The organism is Apibacter adventoris, assembly GCF_002964965.1.
Taxonomy (GTDB): Bacteria; Bacteroidota; Bacteroidia; order Flavobacteriales; family Weeksellaceae; genus Apibacter; species Apibacter adventoris.
Window position 1 is genome coordinate 134,866 of sequence record NZ_PSZN01000018.1, and the last position, 20,075, is coordinate 154,940.

The following is a 20,075-nucleotide window of genomic DNA, read 5'->3' on the forward strand; positions in this document are numbered from 1 at the left end:
TTAATGAGGATTTCTACTTAATCTTGACTGCATTAAACCATCATAATGATGATTTAACAGATATGTATTGATTTGTTGTACTGTATCTAATAAAACTCCTACCATAATTAATAACGAAGTTCCTCCGAAAAATAAAGCAAAACTATCTGTTGCCGTAAGACCGATAATTTTAACAATTGCTGGTAGAATTGCTATTAAAGCTAAATAAATAGCTCCTGGTAGTGTAATTTTAGATAAAACATCATCTAAATAATCAGCAGTTTCTTGACCAGGTTTTACCCTAGGTATTAATCCTCCATTCCTTTTTAAATCATCTGCCATTTGATTTACAGGGATGGTAATTGCTGTGTAAAAAAAGGTGAAAACAATTATTAATATAGCAAACAGAGTATTATATTGCCAACTAAAAACCTGACTAAAGCCTGCCCAGAAGGTATTGTTGGTAGTATCAGATTTAACAATTAATCCTGGAATAAACATTAATGCTTGAGCAAATATAATTGGCATAACACCAGCTGCATTTACTTTTAAGGGAATATATTGTCTAGCAGCATTGGTTATGGATCGTAAAGATCCTGACTTGGTTCTACTTACATATTGAACTGGAACTTTTCTCACAGCTACAGTTAACATAATACATAGAATAATTACGAATAACCATACTAGCACTTCAACTAAAATCATAATTAATCCCTTACCTGTATCTCCCATTTGAATTCCAACTTCTTTTACAAACGCTGTCGGAAAGCCAGCTAAAATACCTACCATAATTAAGATAGATATTCCATTTCCTATTCCTTTATCTGTAATTTTTTCACCCATCCACATCGCAAATATAGTACCTGATATTAATATAATAATACTTGGTACCCAAAATAGCATTACACTATGAGGGTCTACTAAATAGGCACTTCTAAACTGTTCATAAGGTAAAAAAACTTGTGTTATAGAAGTTAAATAGGCGGGTGCCTGAATCAAACATATAATGATAGTCAACCATCTGGTTATTTGATTTACAGTTTTACGACCACTTTCACCCTCTTTTTGTAATTTTTGAATATATGGAATTGCTAACCCCATTAACTGAACAACAATAGATGCAGATATATAAGGCATAATACCCAAAGCAAATATAGAAGCTTTACTGAAAGCTCCTCCTGTAAATGAAGATAATAACCCTAACAATCCTGTAGCTTGCTGGTTACCTCCATTATTTTTATAAATATCAAGAATATTATCTACTTCTACCATATTAATTGAAGGTAAAGGAACATGTGTTCCAAACCTATATACTAATATTAAAGCAAAAGTAAAGATAAGTTTTTCTCTTAATTCTTTAATGCTCCAGATATTTTTTAATGTCTGTATAAATGCTTTCATGTTACTTTTATAAGGTGTTAGCCTGTCCTCCTCCTTTTTCTATAGCTTCTTTTGCAGAAGCTGTAAATTTATCTACTGTAATATTAATAGATGATTTAAGTTCACCTCTTCCTAATATTTTTATTAAATCATTTTTAGATGCTAAACCATTCTGAACTAATATTTCTTTAGTTATATCACCAGTAATTTTTTTAGTATCTATTAAATTCTGAAGAGTATCTAAATTTATACCTATATATTCTTTTCTATTAATATTTTTAAATCCAAATTTAGGAATTCTTCTTTGTAAAGGCATTTGTCCACCTTCAAAACCTATTTTGTCTTTATGTCCTGAACGTGATTTATCTCCTTTATGTCCTTTAGTAGATGTTCCTCCTTTTCCGCTTCCTTGTCCTCTACCTAACCTTTTACTATTGTGTGTAGATCCTTTTGCTGGCTTTAAAGTATGTAAATTCATTTTTATTATTCTTCTACAGTTACTAAATGTTTTACTACTGCAACCATACCTAAAATTTGAGGGGTTGCTTCATGTTCAACAGTTTTATTTAACTTTGTTAAACCTAAAGATTCTAACGTTAATTTTTGATTTTTAGGTCGTTTTATTGAACTTCTTTTTAAGGTTATTTTAATCTTAGCCATTTTTTATCCTTTGAATACTTTAGATAGTGAAACTCCTCTTTGTATAGCAATTGTTTCTGCACTTCTTAAATTTAAAAGAGCCTTAACAGTTGCTTTAACAACATTATGCGGATTAGAAGATCCTTTTGATTTGGAAAGAACGTCTTTAATCCCTGCAGATTCAAGTACTGCACGTACAGCTCCACCTGCAATTAATCCTGTTCCGTGAGATGCCGGACGGATAAAAACATTAGCACCTCCATAACTTGCTGATTGTTCATGTGGAAGCGAACCGTTTAATACAGGAACTCTTACCAAATTCTTTTTTGCATCTTCAATAGCTTTTGAGATAGCACTGGCAACTTCTTTAGATTTACCTAAACCAAAGCCAACCACACCTTTTTCATCACCTACTACAACAATAGCAGAAAATCCAAAAGCACGTCCTCCTTTAGTTACTTTAGTTACCCTTTGTACTCCGATTAATCGATCTACTAATTCTAAACCTCCAGGTTTTACTCTTTCAATATTTTTTATTCCTAACATAATTCTGATGTATTAAAATTTTAAACCTGCTTCTCTAGCACCATCTGCTAGAGCTTTAACTCTACCATGATAAACAAAACCATTTCTGTCGAATACTACAGTTTCTATTCCTGTTGCTTTTGCTCTTTCTGCAATTTTTTTACCTACAATTGTAGAGATTTCAGATTTAGTACCATTAAGACTGGCCACTTCTTTCTCACGCGAAGATGCGAAAGCTAATGTTTTACCAGTAGTATCATCTATAAGTTGAGCGTAAATATCTTTATTACTTCTATATACAGATAAACGAGGTTTAGAAGCAGATCCAAAAATATTTTTACGTACTCTTCTTTTTACTCTTATTCTTTTTTCTTCTTTAGTTAATGCCATAACTTAATTTTTTTATGCGGATTTACCAGCTTTTCTTCTAATTTGTTCACCTACAAATCTTACACCTTTTCCTTTGTATGGTTCTGGTTTACGAAGTGATCTAATTTTAGCACATACCATACCCAACAAATATTTATCATGCGAAGATAAGGTAATTATTGGATTTTTTCCTTTTTCTGTTAAAGTTTCTACTTTTACTTCTTTAGGTACTTCTAAAACTACTAAATGGGAAAAACCTAAGGCTAATTCTAATTTTTGTCCTTGGTTTGAAGCTCTGTAACCTACACCAACTAATTCTAATTTTTTTGTAAATCCTTCAGAAACACCTATAATCATATTATTCACTAAAGCTCTGTATAATCCATGTAAAGCTTTATGTTCTTTGTTATCTGAAGGTCTTTCTATAGTAATTTGTGAGTTTTCTATATTTAAAGCAATTCCTCCAGTAAGTTGTTGTTTAAGCTCGCCATTTTTTCCTTTTACAGTCACAAGATTGTTATTATATTCAACTGTTGTTCCTGTAGGTATATTTATAATAGATTTTCCTATTCTTGACATTTCTTCAATTTTTTAATAAACATAACATATAACTTCTCCTCCTACATTTTCCTGACGTGCTTTTTTATCAGTCATTACACCTTTAGAAGTTGAAATAATAGCAATACCTAAACCATTTAATACTCTTGGAAGATCTTTTGAACCTGAATATTTTCTCAATCCTGGTTTTGAAGCTCTCTGTATATTTTTGATAGCAGGAAGATTAGTAAATTTGTCGTATTTCAAAGCTATCTTGATAATACCTTGTACTGTTCCTTCTTCAAACTTATAATTAAGGATATATCCTTGATCAAAAAGAATTTTAGTAATTTCTTTTTTTATTTTAGACGCAGGAATTTCTACCACTTTATGTCCTGCCATCATTGCATTTCTTATTCTTGTTAAATAATCTGCGATTGGATCTGTTACCATATTTTTTTTAATTTTAGAGTATAGAATATAAGATTCTACTTTTAAAATTCATATTTTATTTCTATTATTACCAACTAGCCTTTTTAACTCCTGGTATTAACCCTTCATTTGCCATTTCTCTAAAGGTAACTCTAGAAATTCCAAAAACTCTCATATATCCTCTTGGTCTTCCGGTTAGTTTACATCTATTATGCAACCTTACGGGAGAAGAATTTTTAGGTAATTTCTGAAGAGCTTCATAATCTCCAGCTTCTTTTAAAGCTTTTCTTTTGGCGGCATATTTAGCAGCTAATGCTTCTCTTTTGCGCTCACGCGCTTTCATTGATTCTTTTGCCATATTTTTGTTTAGTTCTTTTTAAATGGTAAACCAAAATGAGTTAAAAGTGCTTTTGCTTCTTTATCAGTTTTTGCACTAGTTACAAAAGTAATATCCATTCCTTGAATTTTTTTTACTTTATCAATATCTATTTCAGGAAATATAATTTGTTCTGTGATTCCTAAATTATAATTTCCTCTACCATCGAATCCGTCTGCTTTAATTCCATTAAAATCACGTACACGAGGTAGTGCAGAAGAAACTAATCGATCTAAAAATTCATACATTTTATCTCCTCTTAAAGTAACCATTGCACCGATAGGCATTCCTTTTCTTAGTTTGAATCCAGCTTCATCTTTTTTTGATAAGCAGGCTACTGCTTTTTGACCAGCTATTAATGATATTTCATCAACTGCATAATCAACGATTTTTTTATCGGCAGTAGCAGAACCTAAACCTTGGCTAATTACAATTTTTTGTAATTTAGGTACCTGCATCACAGATTTATATCCAAACTCTTCTCTAAGTGCAGAGATAATTTTATCTTTATATAATTTTTTGGGTCTTGCTATATATTGCATAATTTCCTTTTTTAAATTGCCTGTCCTGATTTAGTTGCAACTCTTACTTTCGTATCTCCTTCTATTTTATAACTAATACGTGTAGGTTTTCCTGTTTTAGGATCTAATAGACCTAAATTAGATATGTGAATGGTAGCTTCTTTTTCAATAATACTACCTTGAGGACTTTCTGCAGAAGGTTTTTTATGTTTTTTAACTATATTAACACCTTCTACTATAGCTCTATTTTTATCAGGATATACGACTAATACCTGTCCTTGCTTTCCTTTATAAGCTCCTGCAAGAACCTGAACTTTATCTCCTTTTTTAATTTTTATTTTTGCCATTTTCTTAATCTTTGCTTATAATACCTCAGGAGCTAATGAAATTATTTTCATATACTCTTTATCTCTTAATTCTCTAGCAACCGGCCCAAAAACACGGGTTCCTCTCATTTCTCCTGCAGCGTTCAATAAAACACAAGCATTATCTTCAAAACTAATATAAGAACCATCTTTTCTTCTTACCGCTTTTTTAGTTCTTACAACAACAGCTTTTGATACCTGTCCTTTTTTTGCATTTCCAGATGGAGTTGCATCTTTAATCGTTACAACAATTTTATCACCTACTGATGCATATCTTCTTCTTGAGCCACCTAATACTTTAATAACCAAAGCTTCTTTTGCTCCTGTATTATCTGCCACTTTTAATCTTGATTCTGTTTGTAACATAACTGTATTATTTTGCTCTTTCTAATATTTCTATTAATCTCCATCTTTTATTTTTGCTCAATGGACGAGTTTCCATAATGCGAACGGTATCTCCTTCGTTGCATTCATTCTTTTCATCGTGAGCTGTATATTTTTTAGTTTTCATAATAAACTTTCCATACATGGGATGTTTTATTCTTGAAACTTCACTAACAACAATTGTTTTATTCATTTTGTTACTAGATACTACTCCGATCCTTTCTTTTCTTAAATTTCTTTCCATATTTGAAATTAACTTCTTTTCGGATATTTTATTATTTAAGGGCTGTCGCCAACCTTGCTATTGTTTTCCTTAATTCTCGTAATTGAATTGGATTTTCAATTGGAGATATTTTATGTGACATTTTTAGCTTTGCGTACTCTATTTTTTTTTCAGCTAATTTTGCTTTTACTTCTTCCTGATTTAAATTTTTAATATCTATTGCTTTCATTGATCTTAATTTTAGGATTGTACAAAATCATTTGCAACAACAAACTTAGTTTTAACAGGAAGCTTTTGAGCAGCTAAACGTAATGCTTCTTTAGCGACATCATAAGGAACTCCTCCTACTTCAAATAGAATTCTTCCTGGAGTTACTCTCGCCACCCAATATTCAACAGCACCTTTACCTTTACCCATACGTACTTCGGCTGGTTTTTTTGTAATAGGCTTATCTGGAAATATTTTTATCCATAACTGACCTTCTCTTTTCATATAACGAGTCGCAGCTATACGAGCTGCTTCTATTTGTCTTGCAGTAATGAATACTGAATCTAACGCTTTTATTCCGAAGGTTCCGTATGCTAGTTGGTTTCCTCTGTAAGAAAGACCTTTCATTCGGCCTTTCTGCATTTTACGGAACTTTGTTCTTTTTGGTTGTAACATAATTACCTAAGATATTTATCTTCTTTCTTTAACTTTTCTTTTTTGAGTCTTTTTTTGAAGACCTACTAATGGAGATAATTCTCTCTTACCATATACTTCACCTTTCATAATCCATACTTTTACACCTAAACGGCCATAAGTGGTATGGGCTTCGGCAATGTAATAATCAATATCTGCACGGAAAGTAGATAATGGAATTCTTCCTTCTTTAAAAGATTCAGATCTTGCCATTTCAGCTCCGTTTAAACGTCCAGAAATCATAATTTTAATACCTTCTGCATTCATTCTCATTGTAGAAGCTATCGCCATTTTTACTGCCCTTCTATAGGAAATACGACTTTCTATTTGACGAGCTACACTTTCTGCTACTAATTTAGCATCCAGTTCTGGGCGTTTAATTTCAAATATGTTAATTTGAATTTCTTTTTTCGTAATCTTTTTTAACTCTTCTTTTAGTTTATCTACTTCTTGTCCTCCTTTACCGATAATAATTCCCGGACGCGCAGTGGTAATTGTAATGGTAACTAATTTTAGAGTTCTTTCGATGTAAATTCTGGAAACACCTGCTTTTGATAAACGAGCTTCTAAATATCTTCTTATTTTGTAATCTTCTGCTATTTTATCTCCAAAGTTTTTTCCACCATACCAATTAGAATCCCAACCACGGATGATACCTAATCTATTACCTATTGGATTTGTCTTTTGTCCCATAATTAATTTACTTCGTTTTTATTCCCTAAAATAATTGTTACGTGATTAGATCTTTTTCTAATTCTATAGCCTCTACCTTGAGGGGCAGGACGTAATCTTTTTAACATAGCGCCACCATCTACGAAGATTTCTTTTACAAATAGTTTTGCTTCTTCAACATCTTTCCCTTCATTTTTTACCTGCCAATTTGAAATTGCACTTAATAAAAGTTTTTCTAATCTGATAGATGCTTCTTTTTTGGAATATTTTAAAATATATAATGCTTTATCAACGTCAACTCCTCTAATGATATCAGCCACTAATCTCATTTTTCTTGGAGAGGTAGGACAATTATTCAGACGAGCAATAGCTAAGTCTTTTTTAGCTTCTTTACGTGCTATTGCACTATTTTGTTTTCTGTTACCCATTGCTTACTGTTTATCTGTTGCCTTTATTTTTATTTCCTGCATGACCTCTAAATACACGTGTAGGAGCAAATTCTCCTAATTTATGTCCAACCATATTTTCAGTTACATATACTGGAATAAATTGTTTTCCATTATGAACTGCAAAAGTTTGCCCAACAAAATCCGGAGAAATCATTGAGGCTCTTGACCAAGTTTTTATTACTACCTTTTTCCCTGATTCTACATTTGCTTGGACTTTTTTATTTAATTTATAGTGAATGTAAGGTCCTTTTTTTAACGAACGTGCCATATCAGATTATTTTCTTTTTTGTAAAATATAACGATTCGATTCTTTCTTTTTTGAACGAGTCTTGTATCCTTTTGCAGGCATACCTTTTCTAGATCTAGGATGTCCTCCGGTAGATCTACCTTCTCCACCTCCCATTGGATGGTCTACAGGGTTCATTGCTACTGGTCTTGTTCTTGGCCTTCTTCCTAACCATCTGCTTCTACCAGCTTTTCCTGATACGATTAGCTGATGATCTGAATTGGAAATTGAACCAATTGTTGCCATACATTCTACTAAAATCATACGTGTTTCTCCTGATGGCATTTTTAGAACGGCATATTTACCATCCCTTGCAATCAATTGAGCACTGGTTCCTGCACTTCTTGCCATTTTAGCTCCTTGTCCTGGACGCAATTCTATACAAGAAATAACAGTACCTAAAGGTATGTTCTTTAATTTCATTGCATTACCTATTTCTGGAGGTGTGGTTTCTCCTGAAATAAGTTTTTGCCCAACCTTTATTCCGTGCGGGGCTACAATATAGCGTTTTTCACCATCAGCATATACCAATAATGCGATAAATGCCGTTCTGTTTGGATCATATTCTACTGATTTTACAGTAGCCGGAACGCCAAACTTATTTCTTTTGAAATCGATTTCTCTAAATCGTTTCTTGTGTCCACCTCCGGTATAACGCATAGTCATTTTTCCGGTATTATTTCTACCTCCTGACTTAGAAATTCCTCTTAAAAGAGATTTTTCTGGTTTTGAAGTAGTAATTTCTTCAAAATTGTTAACAATTCTGAATCTTTGTCCGGGGGTGATAGGTTTTAATTTTCTTACCGACATGATTCTTTTTAATAATTATATAGTTCCAAATACATCAATGGTCTGACCTTCTTTTATGTCTACCATTGCTTTTTTTAACTTATTTGATTTTCCTACCTGCAAACCTGATTTAGTAAATTTTGTTTTTACTTCCGGAGCAGAAATCAAAGTATTTACTTTCACAACTTTTACTCCATATGTTTGCTCTATAGCATGTTTAATTTCAGATTTATTCGCTTTGGTATTAACTAAAAATGTATAACGATTTTTAGTTTCTGAAAGTGAATTTGCTTTTTCCGATATAACAGGTCTTATTAATATAGACATGATTCTATTTTCTTAAATTTTCTTGAATTTTTTCTATTGAGCCTTCAAATAAAACTACTTCATTTGCTTTCAAAACATCATAACTGCTTATTTCGCTATATTCTAGCACTTTAGCATCCTGTAAATTTCGAGATGACAAATATACAAATTTATTTGACTCACCTAATATGAACAAAGTCTTTTTATTAGCTAATCCTAAATTATTAACCACCTGAATAAAATCTTTTGTTTTAGGGGCTTCAAATTTAAAATCTTCAACAACTTTTAGATTATTTTCTTTAAGCTTCTGACTAAATACAGATTTTTTCGCTAATCTTTTTAGCGATTTATTTAATTTAAACCTATAATCTCGGGGTTTAGGCCCAAACACTCTTGCACCGCCTTTAAACAATGGGTTTTTTATATCTCCTTTACGAGACCCTCCGGTACCTTTCTGACGATGAAGTTTACGAGTAGAACCGCTTATTTCTGATCTTTCTTTGGATTTATGCGTTCCTTGTCTTTGTGCTGCTAAATATTGTTTTACTTCTAAATAAACTACATGCTCATTAGGTTCTATTCCAAATATAGCATCATCTAAAGAAACTTTCCTTCCTGTTTCTTTCCCGCTTTTATCTAGTACTATTAATTCCATCTTCTTATAATTACATATGAATTTTTAGGACCAGGAACCGCACCTTTTACTATTAAAAGATTTTTTTCTTCGTCCACTTTTATTACTTGCAGATTTTGAACTGTAACTTGGTTACCCCCCATTCTTCCAGCCATTCTCATTCCTTTAAATACCCTGGATGGATCTGACCCCGCTCCGATAGAACCAGGTGCTCTTAATCGATTATGCTGACCGTGTGTTGACTGCATAACACCTCCAAAACCGTGTCTTTTAACCACCCCTTGAAATCCTTTTCCTTTAGAAGTTCCTGTTACATCTACATACTCTCCTTCTGAGAATAGTTTTACTGTTATTTCATCTCCTAATTTCAAATCATGAAATCCATGATTAAACTCCACTATTTTTCTTTTGGGAGTAGAACCTGCTTTTTTGAAATGACCTGCCAATGCTTTTCCTACATTCTTGTCACTTCTGTCATCGAAACCGACCTGAACGGCAAAGTAGCCATCTTTTTCTACGGTTCTGACCTGTAAAACCGAACATGGACCTGCTTGTATAACGGTACATGGGATGTTTTTCCCTTGTTCGTCAAATAAACTGGTCATACCGATTTTTTTTCCAATAATTCCTGACATTTCTGTTATTTATAATTTTTTCGGATTGCAAAAGTATAAAAAAAATCCTAATATTTTAACATTCTGATTCAAAATTTTTTATATTTTATGGATTATTTCATTTTTCTCTATTTTAAGGAAATAGGAAATTATATTTTTTTATAAAAAAATTTACCAAATTCTGAATTTTAAAATGTTAATTTAATACCTACTCCTTCTTGATTACTTATAATTGCTAATTTATAGTCTATACGGTTAGATATACCTGTAGTTTGCAAACTTTCATTGTATTGTTTTACTGATTCTCTAATTCTTTTTTTTCCTGATATTTTTAAAGGAATGGTAGTAACCAACATTGCTCCTCCTACAATTAAACTCACTGTAGATAATGTATAATTTTTTTCTGAGAAAGTCCCTTTATAATATCCCTCCCATGGATATGAGTTTATTGAGTGCTTTTTATCCCCTACATCTGTAAGATTATTCAAAGCTACTCCTCCTATGGCAATGATTAATCCTCCAAAAAAGGTAATATCCCCCACAGTCCTCAAAGTTTTTCCAGACTTATACAGGTGCAAAGATTCCGGATTATCTTTCATAAGTTCATGAATTTCTAATCGGGATAAATTTTCACCTTTCTGACTAATTTTTCTGGAATTTTTAAATTCCAGCATTTGACCTTGTGCCTGAATAATTAATCCAAACATTGTTATAAAACTCAATAATTTACTTTTCATTTGTAGTTATTTTTATTATTTATTTTTATTTTCATAGCAGAATAATCTATGGAATTATCCTTTATTGGAATAAGTATTAATTCTTTTACTATACACTTTCTAACTTACCGATAAAGTATTATAGCTTTATTTTTTTATAAATTTAACAAATCTTTTCTCTAAATTCTCTGTTCTTTTATTGGGTTGATTTAAAACCCTATCTACTTTACTATAAATTAGTGAAATATTAACTTCTCTTTGTTCTTTATTCTTTATCTTTGAAATATTAATCCTATAAGTTTTACTTGAAAAAGATTTCACTACAGTATATTTTTATTCTGGTACATAATTTTCTATTTTAAAGCATGATACATGTATAGGTAAATTATCTTCCATCATTTGAATATATGTATAGTTTTAAACATCACTACATTTAGGACTGAAAACTAAATTATGGTTAAAAATATAATTATATTGTGTGTTATTTTTCAGTTCATATCTTATCATTATTTGTCTCTCTTTTCTTATTTTAATTTTTGTATCCTTGACAAAAACTTGCGTATTGCTTGATAAAAAAAATAAAAAATAAAAAATAAAAATTACTTTTTCATTATCTTAATTAATTTTAGTTAATTTTCATAAAATTCAATTGTTTGATAGGCTTCTGTTACCCTCATTCTTCAAATAATTTATGCATTTCATTATTCAACCCACTAATAATTAACCCTGTGGCAGCTCCCTGCCAGAAATTACCTCCGATTAAGGCAGACCTAAAACCACCGCTAACTGTACAAAAAAAACAGGGTTTCAGCTTTCTTATCTCCATTAACACCTATAGCCGTACCCCCAATTCCTACCACTGAGGCTATCAAACTGCTAATACTCTGTGAAAAAATATAAGAAATTTCTGTGAAAATGCAAAAATTCTTCTAATCACTAGAACCTCGAAATTACAAGATTTTTTATTTAATAAATATATTTTCATTTTCTAAATAAAGTGTATCTTCAGTCTTACACTTATTATCATAAATAACATAATTATCTATTTGTAATTTTTTCATTCCTTTATAAAAACTATCAGAATTTTCTTGTCCTTTTATTCTATTATTTTTCAGTTCATTGAAAAAATTTAACAAATATATTTTTCCTTTTATATGTTTTTGCATATTCTTATCTATTGATAATTTATAAATTAGCTTAATATCCTTTTTGGAATCAATACTAATTAATCTGTTAAAATAATATAAAGAATCTAGTTTTCTTGTATCAGGGAAATATTTATTGTAATCAACTCCTGTTATAATTGAATCCATTAATAAATTAAGTTTTTTTCTATAATAAATACTACTCTCTCCTTCAACACGGATTAACATAACATTAAAGTGTCCGGCAACTAATTCACTATTTAAATTAGTATTATATTTTATATCTTCAATTAATACTGGTATTAAAAAATATTTTTTATTTGAATGATTAAATAATGTAACTTGAAACAAAGAATCTCTTTTAACAAATTGATATGACATCTCTATTTCTTCATTTAGATTAAAATTTTCTTTTTTTTTACATCCACTTATAAAAAGCAACATAAGTAACAATATTTTATTTAATCTTAACATTTCCTAATGATTTAATCTTATTATAAATGATACCAAATTTACTCTCCTTATATTATTATAGTGTTGTGATATTTCCTATTCTTCCTGTTAAAGATAATTTAGCTCTCCACCAAATATTGAAGGATTTTAAATTTCTTCGAGGAGCATCCATAAATGTTGTTGTATAACCTCCTCTTCCATTAATCATTTTCAATTCAGATTTAATGTAATAAAATGGAGAATTATCATCTTTTGAAGATCCTGTAGAATCACTATACCTTCATCTTCCTTTTCCAAAATCTATTTATTATTTTAATCATATTTGACTTTTAGAGTATCTCTTATATAAATATCTTTTTTATAAGGATAATATCCTTTTAACTTTATATTTTCAAACGCTTTCAATCTATTTTGTAGAACAGAGGATCTAGACATCTCGGATCGTACGGCATATTCAAATTGATTATTTAAAGCATCTCCATTATAATCAAATTTATACAATAAAGCTACTTTACTCTTTTTATTAATACAAATCCCCTCAAATAAACAAATTAATATACTATCATTCCCTATCCCATAGTTATTTTCAGGAACATAATTACATCGTGATGGATAGATTGAATCTATCTTTTTATTTAATGTTATCATACTTAACAAATCATATGAGCCTTCTATTTTATAAAAACCAAATAGTGTTTCATATCCTTCTAATTTATTAATTTTTCTACTTAATACAGGATATAAAAAATAGCATGAATTTCGTTTATCTACAAAAGAGAACCTATTTCCTATAAAAAAATAATTGGTATCTGTTTTATTAATATATTCTATGGTTAAAACTGTATCTTTTTTATTAAAAGTAGCCATCATTTCTATTCCATTCTCATTCTTTTTTGTATTTGTTTCTTTTTTTATGCAAGAAACTAATACTAAGAGTAAAATTATATAATATACAATGATATTCATTTTATTAAAATTTTATAATCCTTTCTAATATTTTAATTGAATTATATAACTTAGGATATTGTTCTGCTATTTCATTAGAAGCACCTAACAAATATCTATCCACACCGTTTCCAAAACCATTCAACCCTTTATTTAGCCACCCATTCATTTTCAATAAATTATATTGCATTTTATAGATAGCTGCATGTCCATAATTATCAAACCCTATTCCAGCACCTGGAACATCTGCTAATTGTGATAATCCTAATTTAATATGAATTACATGCCCCATCTCATGAAAGAATGTTGATGTCAATTGTTCTTTAGACGCAAAAGCTGCTGTCGCAAAATGAATATTTGAACTCCCATGCCCCCATATACTAGGAACTGTTACAGCTAATGCTTTAGCTCCCGTTGTATTATTTATAAAATAACCATCTCTAAAAGTATATCCTTTAGGCACCTTCATTGTTACTGCATTTAATCCCCATTTTTCTCCTCTAGGATATCCACTTTCAGAAACTGAGATATTTTTTGTTTTTATTTTTATTACTTCCTCTATATCTGGTTTTACAGGAGTATTACCTGACACTACATTAGGAGAGGTAGCTATTTGTTCATGTGGTTCCCTATATCCTGTCCAAATATTTCCTCCTAATTTATGTGCTTCTATTCCACCCATAACTCCGCCCATAATTCCACCTGTCACAGCTCCTAATAATCCTCCTTTCACTATATCTCCTCCACTTATAGCTGCACCGAATATACCTATTACTCCTCCTGTTGCAGCACCATATCCAGCTCCAGGAAGTATTCCTATTGGTGCATAAAGACTAGCTACTCCTCCTAAAGCTCCTGTGGCTCCCCCAGTTAATATACTTTTTGTAAATCCACTCCAACTAAAGGTATCTGTATACAAAGCATAGACCGTATAAGTAGCTCCCCCTATAAAAGCTCCTATAATCGCTCCACTTAAAATTATATCTAAGCCAAAAATCTCCCCACTCGGATCTGTATACATTAACGGATTATTCAATACATAACCATACCGGTTATAGTTTTGTGAGTTAAACGGCTCCTGTATATTATTATCCGGAGAAAGAAATTGTTTTAACACCGGATCATACATACGTCCATTCATATGAATCAATCCTACGGTAAAGAAATGCTCATGACCTGTATACCCCCGATCTATAAAGGTAAACTGAGGGTTTACCGATTGTGTATTTCCATTTTTATCGGTTACTTTGATAATTTTCCCCCAAGGATCGAATAAACGGCGCTCTATAGTCTGCCCCTGCTCATTACTTATAGCAAGAATTGTTCCCTGATAATCGCGATGCAAATAGTAAAAAGCGTCTTCTGTTTTTGAAAGGTTTCCGCCGGAGCCGGAAAAACGGGATATAAAAATTAGAGGAGCGTCATAAGGACTTCCGGATATATAGCTGATAATCTTTACTTCTTCAGATCCGAATGAAGCTGTAGAAAAAATTTCCACCTCTTTCGTATCGGAATAATACTTGGTTATAACTTCCGGCTGTGAAGAACTTATTTCTGCTCGTGCACGAGTGTTGTGAGGATTATAATCAAAATGAATCTTATCACTTCTTTCAGTAACATCCACCGGGTTTTTAAATACATTGTACGTAATTTGCTGGGTAGGTCTGTTTTCGTAATAAGACTTTCCTATAGTATTCAGGTTTATTGATGATTTTTTATACCGGGCAGAAGAATCATACTGATATTCACCGACCTGAGAGTTATTGGTAATCCGTCCATCCGGAGCATATTGATTGGTATTTACTCCATTGGGATCTGACCAGGAAACTAAACGATCAAAACTGTCATAGGTAAACTGTTCATTCCAGTTGTAATACTGATTGTATCGGGAGTTCAGCGTTCCTCTTTTCCAATTAAAATCATAGTTCAGGGATAAAGGGGTAGACATATTTCCTGTATGAGCAATCTGACGCATAAATCCGGCTGCATCTATCTGATTAGTAATTGCTATATTATTCCCTAATTTAGCTGAAAGCACTTGCATTCGTTCATTCATTCCAGTAACCTGCCATAAAATTTTTCCGGTTCCTACTTCAATAACCTTATCTCTAATGCCATTGTAGGAATTATAGCCATTTTTCACCGAAATGGAAGAGGTTAAATTTCGGAAAGTAGTAGTAGTTTTTTCTATCAACTCTCTTCCCCACTGATCGTAAGTAAATTCTTTCAGATAAGATGCTTGCGGAGTCATTTCCTTTTGAGAAGACAAGCGATACATATTATCATATGTATAAGAATAAGAATAGTTTTCTCCATTAGAAGTTCCGGTCTCTTTCAACAATAGCCCTTTATCGGAATATTGATATGTAGATTGTATATCTGTATTGTTTCCAGATATTGTTTTAGTTAAAACTCTTCCTGTTGGGGAATATGTAAAGCTTGTAGTTCCGTCCGGAGTAGTTTCTGTTAGTAATTCGCCATAGTTATTATAAGAATAGGTATAGGGCATTGTACTGACAGAGGGATCTTGTAACTCTATCTTCCTACCCCAACCGTCTTGTTTTGTAGTTATAATATGTCCTTTATAATTTGATGTTTTCTGGTTTCCATTTGCATAATAAGTGTAAGTAATAGTTTCTCCATTATCTATTACTTTCACTGTATTTCCATTAGCATCTTTTGTTATAGTCTGTTTTTTAACACCATCAGAGGTAGTTGCAGAAAGTCCGTTATAAGAAGTAGTTATCTCTTTTCCTGTAAATAGTGTTTGCTTTATCGGCCTGCTCAACTCATCATATTCTATTGTATTCCATAATAATGAATTGAATATACTTGGCTCACTCTCCTTTATTTTTCGTCCTAAAACATCGTATATTGTATGTTTTGAAATATATTCTCCATCTGCAAATCCTTTAGTGACTGTCTTAATATCTCTCCCCAATATATCTTTATATATGGAGGAATATTCTCCTGTTTGTTCATTGATAAAAGTAATTTCTGCCTCTCCTTCTATTCCTCTTTGATATGCGGTATAGGAAACTGACGGAGTAGAAGAAGCGCCTTTAATAACTGTTTTTTGTAATTTACCCCAGTCATCATATTTTGTATAGGTAGATACCTGAAACGGACTGATATGTGATAGAATTTGACCTAGATTATTGTAACTAAAATATTCTGTAAGATTATCTGCATCTGTTTTTTGTACTACAAATCTACCTGTTACATCATATACGTCTTTTATGGTACGGGAGGAAACTCCTGGAGCTGAAACTGTTTTTTGTATTACATTCCCAAAATTATCATAAAGCATATCTTCTGTAATATAATCTGTATTATGCCCTTTTTTCTGTGTCCGGGTAATGAGATTATTTGTATAGAAATATTTTTCTTCTGTAGTATAAACATCATTATATGCTGTAGATTTTTCAGTTTTTTGAACTAACCTACCAATATAATAATCCGCCCCGGTTCCACTCGGATTATTTATATAGGTATAATTGGTTTGTATGGTGCCTGTTCCGTTATTTACAATGGATTGTGTTAAGTTATGATGGTCATGATACTGATTGTCTGTTGTAATGGTAGTACCATTAATAAAATCTTTTTCTATTTGATAATTCAATAAAACACTATGAATTCCCGGTAAGGGTTCATCGGTAAGGAAACGAGACGAACTTTTACTTAATAACTGATTATCTTCAGGATTAGCTATCAAGTGATAATTATCTCCTTTGAAAGTCCATGAAGAGATTAACGGAGAAAATAAATTTCCATCTCTACCGAGTTGTGGATACATTTCTTCAACAGACCAAATAGAAGTTTTTACTATATTTTCATCTGTCATCCAATTAGAACGAGCTATTTTTTTAAATCCTAGCAAGCCCAGTCCCCGGGTATGAGTTGTTAATCCAAAATACTTAAATCGTTGATATAGTGTTTTTCCCTTGGTTGTTACAGATAATTTACTAACTACATCCATATTAGGGATTCTGGTAATTTCTTTATAGGGGTAGTTTTCTTGATTGGATGAAAAGTATAATCCGTTTACATTTCCTAAGCCGTTATTAGCTTCATTAGGTTCTAGAGAAGAATATTCGATTACTGAAGAGATATTTCCTTTAACTTCTGTTACCTTTGTTAATAAAAGATCTTTTCTTAGGTCTTTATTAAAAACTCCTCTCCATATTTCATTTTCTTGCACAAAAACATAATTTCCTGTTTTTTCATTATTTTTATAATCTGCTATAATTAAAGTAATAGGATTACTATATCCATCACCTGAACGGACTTCACTTTCCATTTTAGCTCTAAAAACCGGATTTTCTCCATTATTTCCACCTCCAATATTTTCAAAATATCGAATATAACCTCTACCATCTCTATTTCTAGGTTCTTTTGTCCAAGATTCATATTCCGACTCTATAAAATCTGATTTTCCATCTTTATTTAAATCCAACGCCCTATATTTTTTATACCTTCTTCTATTAGCTGATGGTCTACCTTTCCATGATGGTTTATATTCTACAAAATTATCATACCTCACCTTTTCAAATCCTTTTCCGGTAGAAATATACATAAACCAGACACTTGAACCTTCTTTTTCGGGTATCATTAGATCCGATTTTCCATCCCCATTAAAATCCCCTATTAATAAAGATTTATCTTTTTCATACTCTGGTATTTCCCCGCTAAATAAAACCTCAAACTCCTTATTTTTATTTAAAAATGATACATAAAAATATTTTCCATGAAAACTTAATATATCTGATTTTCCGTCTCCATCTATATCTACAACAAATTTATCTGATGAATAAGTAAAAAAGTATGGACTTAATTTTTTATAGCTATTTTCATCCGGGATATCCGGATTCATATCAACATAATAAACACTAGCATAAAAATTTGAAGTTTCATATTCACAACGTGGAATTTCCATTAAAGGCGGTAATTTCGGATCTCTATTAGTATAAATAGCCTTAGTTAAACCATATATTCCTTCTCCAAAAATTAATAATTCCGAAATTCCATCCCCATTAAAATCTCCTTCTAAAAACTCTTTTTTTATTGCAGTTTCATATACAATTCTATTTCCTCCTGTCACAATGTCAAAACATTCATCTCTTGACTTATTCCTATAAGGATAATTGATCTTTTTTACATATGTTTTTTGAAAATTATTGTTATTTTTATTAAAATCATATACACTTATTAATAATTTATTTTCAGTTTCATATCTATGGTCATTTATATTAGAAATTCCAGCAGGACTTTCATCTTTATACGATGCTATAGATTGAAAATTGTTTAGTTTTCCATTAGTCACAGTACTAATTGGATGAGTTATTAAAAATCCATCATAATTCACAGAATTCCTATCATTTGTTTTCCCCAAATTGCTCATTAAACCTCTGTACATAAGTCCTGAAGCTATAACATCTACTTCTCCATCCCCATCAAAATCACCGGTTAAATTTATATGTTTCAATTCTCGCAAAGCCTCGGACTTATCATAGGTATACTCTCCAAAGGAATTAGAAGTATCTTTATAAGTAAAAATTATCGGATTTGCAGGTTCATTAGCTCCATTAAATTCTTGAAGTGAAGTGACTCTTTGATAATTTCCGGTTATGGTTTCATAATTAACCTGATATTTGCGAAATAATTTTCCTGCTGTAGATACTTCCACCTTATTCAGGATACGATCATTTACTAATTTGATTCCTTGTATGTATGCAAATTCTGTTCGATCTCTTCGTTTATAAAAAAATCGGACAGTATTGTAATATTGCGTATTCACATTTTCGTTAACCGCATACACAATTCTGCTTATATAGTTTGTATTCTTATCTTTATCATAAAAATATTCCACATAATTTCCTTGAGGATCTTTCCACCTTTTAATTAACCATTCGGTAATTCCTCTTGAATCTGAAGAAGAGCCGTAAAACACTTGAATACCATCAGGAAAAGTTACTTTAAAGTATTCGGGATAAGTACCTTCAATTCCAGGAGAACTAATTTCTCCGACGGCTTCTATTTGTAAATTAGATAGATTTTCAGTTTTATAAGTAGATCCTGCAGCTCCATAGTTACCTTTATCTAAAATTAGCCGTTGCCCGTCTAAAGAAAATTTATCATTAGAATTCAATTTTACTCCCCCTATAAATCCGTCTATATCTAAACGGGAAGAAACTCTGGAAACAGATGAGATTCCTTTTATGTTCCAACCGTAACCTACCATTCCATTATCGGAAGCACTATTATACACCAGAGCAAGCTGTGGAGCTATGCCTTTAATTCCTGGAGGCAAGGATATGGGAAGTGTATAATTCGCATTTCCTAAATCGGTAATGGATAACTCTCCTTTTGTATCAGAAAAATGCATGGTATTTCCTTCCACTATACCGCCACCTGTTGTATCTCCTCCTTCAGGTATTCCATCTCCATAGCTATCTATAAAAGCATGATAAAAAGTTCCATTTTGTGCAGTTACTTTAAAACCAGGTTTAAATTGTATGAATTTGGTAGCTGTAACTTTTCTGTTAGGATTATCTTGATTAGACAAAATTACCTGAGATTTGCCTATACTACTCAATAAAAAGAATAGTATTACGGCTATCTGTATTCTTAAATATGAAAATATCATAGCGTAGGT

At 31.4% G+C, this 20,075-nt stretch carries 27 protein-coding genes; all 27 read right to left on the bottom strand.

Features of this window, described 5'->3' with window-relative positions; genetic code table 11:
* Positions 1–1,380, bottom strand: coding sequence for a preprotein translocase subunit SecY (gene secY, locus C4S76_RS07495; protein WP_105193851.1), 1,380 nt, complete (start codon positions 1,378–1,380; stop codon positions 1–3).
* 7 nt (positions 1,381–1,387) lie between these two features.
* Entirely contained in the window at positions 1,388–1,837 is a 450-nt protein-coding gene (rplO, locus tag C4S76_RS07500) for a 50S ribosomal protein L15 (protein ID WP_105193852.1), read from the bottom strand.
* Positions 1,838–1,842: 5 nt separating this feature from the next.
* Positions 1,843–2,019 carry a 50S ribosomal protein L30 gene (gene rpmD, locus C4S76_RS07505; protein WP_105193853.1) on the bottom strand — a complete coding sequence of 59 codons (177 nt, stop codon included), beginning with the start codon at positions 2,017–2,019 and terminating at the stop codon, positions 1,843–1,845.
* Positions 2,020–2,022: 3 nt separating this feature from the next.
* Positions 2,023–2,544: a 30S ribosomal protein S5 gene (gene rpsE / locus C4S76_RS07510; RefSeq protein ID WP_105193854.1), complete on the bottom strand. Its 522-nt coding sequence runs from the start codon at positions 2,542–2,544 to the stop codon at positions 2,023–2,025.
* Between the two features lie 12 nt (positions 2,545–2,556).
* Positions 2,557–2,913, bottom strand: coding sequence for a 50S ribosomal protein L18 (gene rplR, locus C4S76_RS07515; RefSeq protein WP_105193855.1), 357 nt, complete (start codon positions 2,911–2,913; stop codon positions 2,557–2,559).
* Between the two features lie 12 nt (positions 2,914–2,925).
* The gene (gene rplF, locus C4S76_RS07520; RefSeq protein WP_105193856.1) at positions 2,926–3,471 is read right to left on the bottom strand and encodes a 50S ribosomal protein L6; all 546 of its coding nucleotides are present in this window, start codon (positions 3,469–3,471) and stop codon (positions 2,926–2,928) included.
* A gap of 12 nt (positions 3,472–3,483) precedes the next feature.
* Positions 3,484–3,882, bottom strand: a complete 399-nt coding sequence (rpsH, locus tag C4S76_RS07525; protein ID WP_105193857.1) for a 30S ribosomal protein S8 — start codon at positions 3,880–3,882, stop codon at positions 3,484–3,486.
* A gap of 67 nt (positions 3,883–3,949) precedes the next feature.
* Positions 3,950–4,219 (bottom strand): 30S ribosomal protein S14, encoded by a 270-nt coding sequence (gene rpsN, locus C4S76_RS07530; RefSeq protein WP_105193858.1) that lies wholly within the window; start codon positions 4,217–4,219, stop codon positions 3,950–3,952.
* Positions 4,220–4,227: 8 nt separating this feature from the next.
* Positions 4,228–4,779: a 50S ribosomal protein L5 gene (gene rplE, locus C4S76_RS07535; RefSeq protein WP_105193859.1), complete on the bottom strand. Its 552-nt coding sequence runs from the start codon at positions 4,777–4,779 to the stop codon at positions 4,228–4,230.
* 11 nt (positions 4,780–4,790) lie between these two features.
* Positions 4,791–5,105, bottom strand: a complete 315-nt coding sequence (rplX, locus tag C4S76_RS07540; protein ID WP_105193860.1) for a 50S ribosomal protein L24 — start codon at positions 5,103–5,105, stop codon at positions 4,791–4,793.
* A 15-nt stretch (positions 5,106–5,120) separates the two neighbouring features.
* A complete protein-coding gene (rplN, locus tag C4S76_RS07545; RefSeq protein WP_105193861.1) occupies positions 5,121–5,489 on the bottom strand; it encodes a 50S ribosomal protein L14 in 369 nt (122 codons plus the stop codon).
* 7 nt (positions 5,490–5,496) lie between these two features.
* Positions 5,497–5,751: a 30S ribosomal protein S17 gene (gene rpsQ / locus C4S76_RS07550; protein ID WP_105193862.1), complete on the bottom strand. Its 255-nt coding sequence runs from the start codon at positions 5,749–5,751 to the stop codon at positions 5,497–5,499.
* Between the two features lie 31 nt (positions 5,752–5,782).
* Positions 5,783–5,959: a 50S ribosomal protein L29 gene (rpmC, locus tag C4S76_RS07555; RefSeq protein ID WP_105193863.1), complete on the bottom strand. Its 177-nt coding sequence runs from the start codon at positions 5,957–5,959 to the stop codon at positions 5,783–5,785.
* 11 nt (positions 5,960–5,970) lie between these two features.
* Positions 5,971–6,393, bottom strand: a complete 423-nt coding sequence (gene rplP, locus C4S76_RS07560; protein WP_105193864.1) for a 50S ribosomal protein L16 — start codon at positions 6,391–6,393, stop codon at positions 5,971–5,973.
* Positions 6,394–6,408: 15 nt separating this feature from the next.
* Positions 6,409–7,104: a 30S ribosomal protein S3 gene (rpsC, locus tag C4S76_RS07565; protein ID WP_055425367.1), complete on the bottom strand. Its 696-nt coding sequence runs from the start codon at positions 7,102–7,104 to the stop codon at positions 6,409–6,411.
* Between the two features lie 2 nt (positions 7,105–7,106).
* The gene (rplV, locus tag C4S76_RS07570; protein WP_105193865.1) at positions 7,107–7,511 is read right to left on the bottom strand and encodes a 50S ribosomal protein L22; all 405 of its coding nucleotides are present in this window, start codon (positions 7,509–7,511) and stop codon (positions 7,107–7,109) included.
* 10 nt (positions 7,512–7,521) lie between these two features.
* The gene (rpsS, locus tag C4S76_RS07575; RefSeq protein WP_105193866.1) at positions 7,522–7,800 is read right to left on the bottom strand and encodes a 30S ribosomal protein S19; all 279 of its coding nucleotides are present in this window, start codon (positions 7,798–7,800) and stop codon (positions 7,522–7,524) included.
* 6 nt (positions 7,801–7,806) lie between these two features.
* The gene (rplB, locus tag C4S76_RS07580; protein ID WP_105193867.1) at positions 7,807–8,628 is read right to left on the bottom strand and encodes a 50S ribosomal protein L2; all 822 of its coding nucleotides are present in this window, start codon (positions 8,626–8,628) and stop codon (positions 7,807–7,809) included.
* A gap of 15 nt (positions 8,629–8,643) precedes the next feature.
* Entirely contained in the window at positions 8,644–8,934 is a 291-nt protein-coding gene (rplW, locus tag C4S76_RS07585; protein WP_105193868.1) for a 50S ribosomal protein L23, read from the bottom strand.
* A gap of 4 nt (positions 8,935–8,938) precedes the next feature.
* Positions 8,939–9,568, bottom strand: a complete 630-nt coding sequence (gene rplD, locus C4S76_RS07590; protein ID WP_105193869.1) for a 50S ribosomal protein L4 — start codon at positions 9,566–9,568, stop codon at positions 8,939–8,941.
* Entirely contained in the window at positions 9,559–10,182 is a 624-nt protein-coding gene (rplC, locus tag C4S76_RS07595) for a 50S ribosomal protein L3 (RefSeq protein ID WP_105193870.1), read from the bottom strand. Before rplC ends, rplD begins: the two co-directional genes overlap by 10 nt.
* 167 nt (positions 10,183–10,349) lie before the next feature.
* The gene (locus C4S76_RS07600) at positions 10,350–10,898 is read right to left on the bottom strand and encodes a hypothetical protein (protein ID WP_146105713.1); all 549 of its coding nucleotides are present in this window, start codon (positions 10,896–10,898) and stop codon (positions 10,350–10,352) included.
* Positions 10,899–11,550: 652 nt separating this feature from the next.
* Positions 11,551–11,703, bottom strand: a complete 153-nt coding sequence (locus tag C4S76_RS11795) for a hypothetical protein (protein ID WP_181044082.1) — start codon at positions 11,701–11,703, stop codon at positions 11,551–11,553.
* Between the two features lie 136 nt (positions 11,704–11,839).
* On the bottom strand, positions 11,840–12,496 hold the full coding sequence (locus tag C4S76_RS07605) for a hypothetical protein (RefSeq protein ID WP_105193872.1): 657 nt from the start codon (positions 12,494–12,496) through the stop codon (positions 11,840–11,842).
* Positions 12,497–12,551: 55 nt separating this feature from the next.
* Positions 12,552–12,683, bottom strand: a complete 132-nt coding sequence (locus C4S76_RS12115; protein ID WP_262494552.1) for a hypothetical protein — start codon at positions 12,681–12,683, stop codon at positions 12,552–12,554.
* 104 nt (positions 12,684–12,787) lie between these two features.
* On the bottom strand, positions 12,788–13,441 hold the full coding sequence (locus tag C4S76_RS07610; RefSeq protein WP_105193873.1) for a hypothetical protein: 654 nt from the start codon (positions 13,439–13,441) through the stop codon (positions 12,788–12,790).
* Positions 13,442–13,445: 4 nt separating this feature from the next.
* A complete protein-coding gene (locus C4S76_RS07615; protein ID WP_105193874.1) occupies positions 13,446–20,066 on the bottom strand; it encodes an RHS repeat-associated core domain-containing protein in 6,621 nt (2,206 codons plus the stop codon).
* Positions 20,067–20,075: the final 9 nt, after the last annotated feature.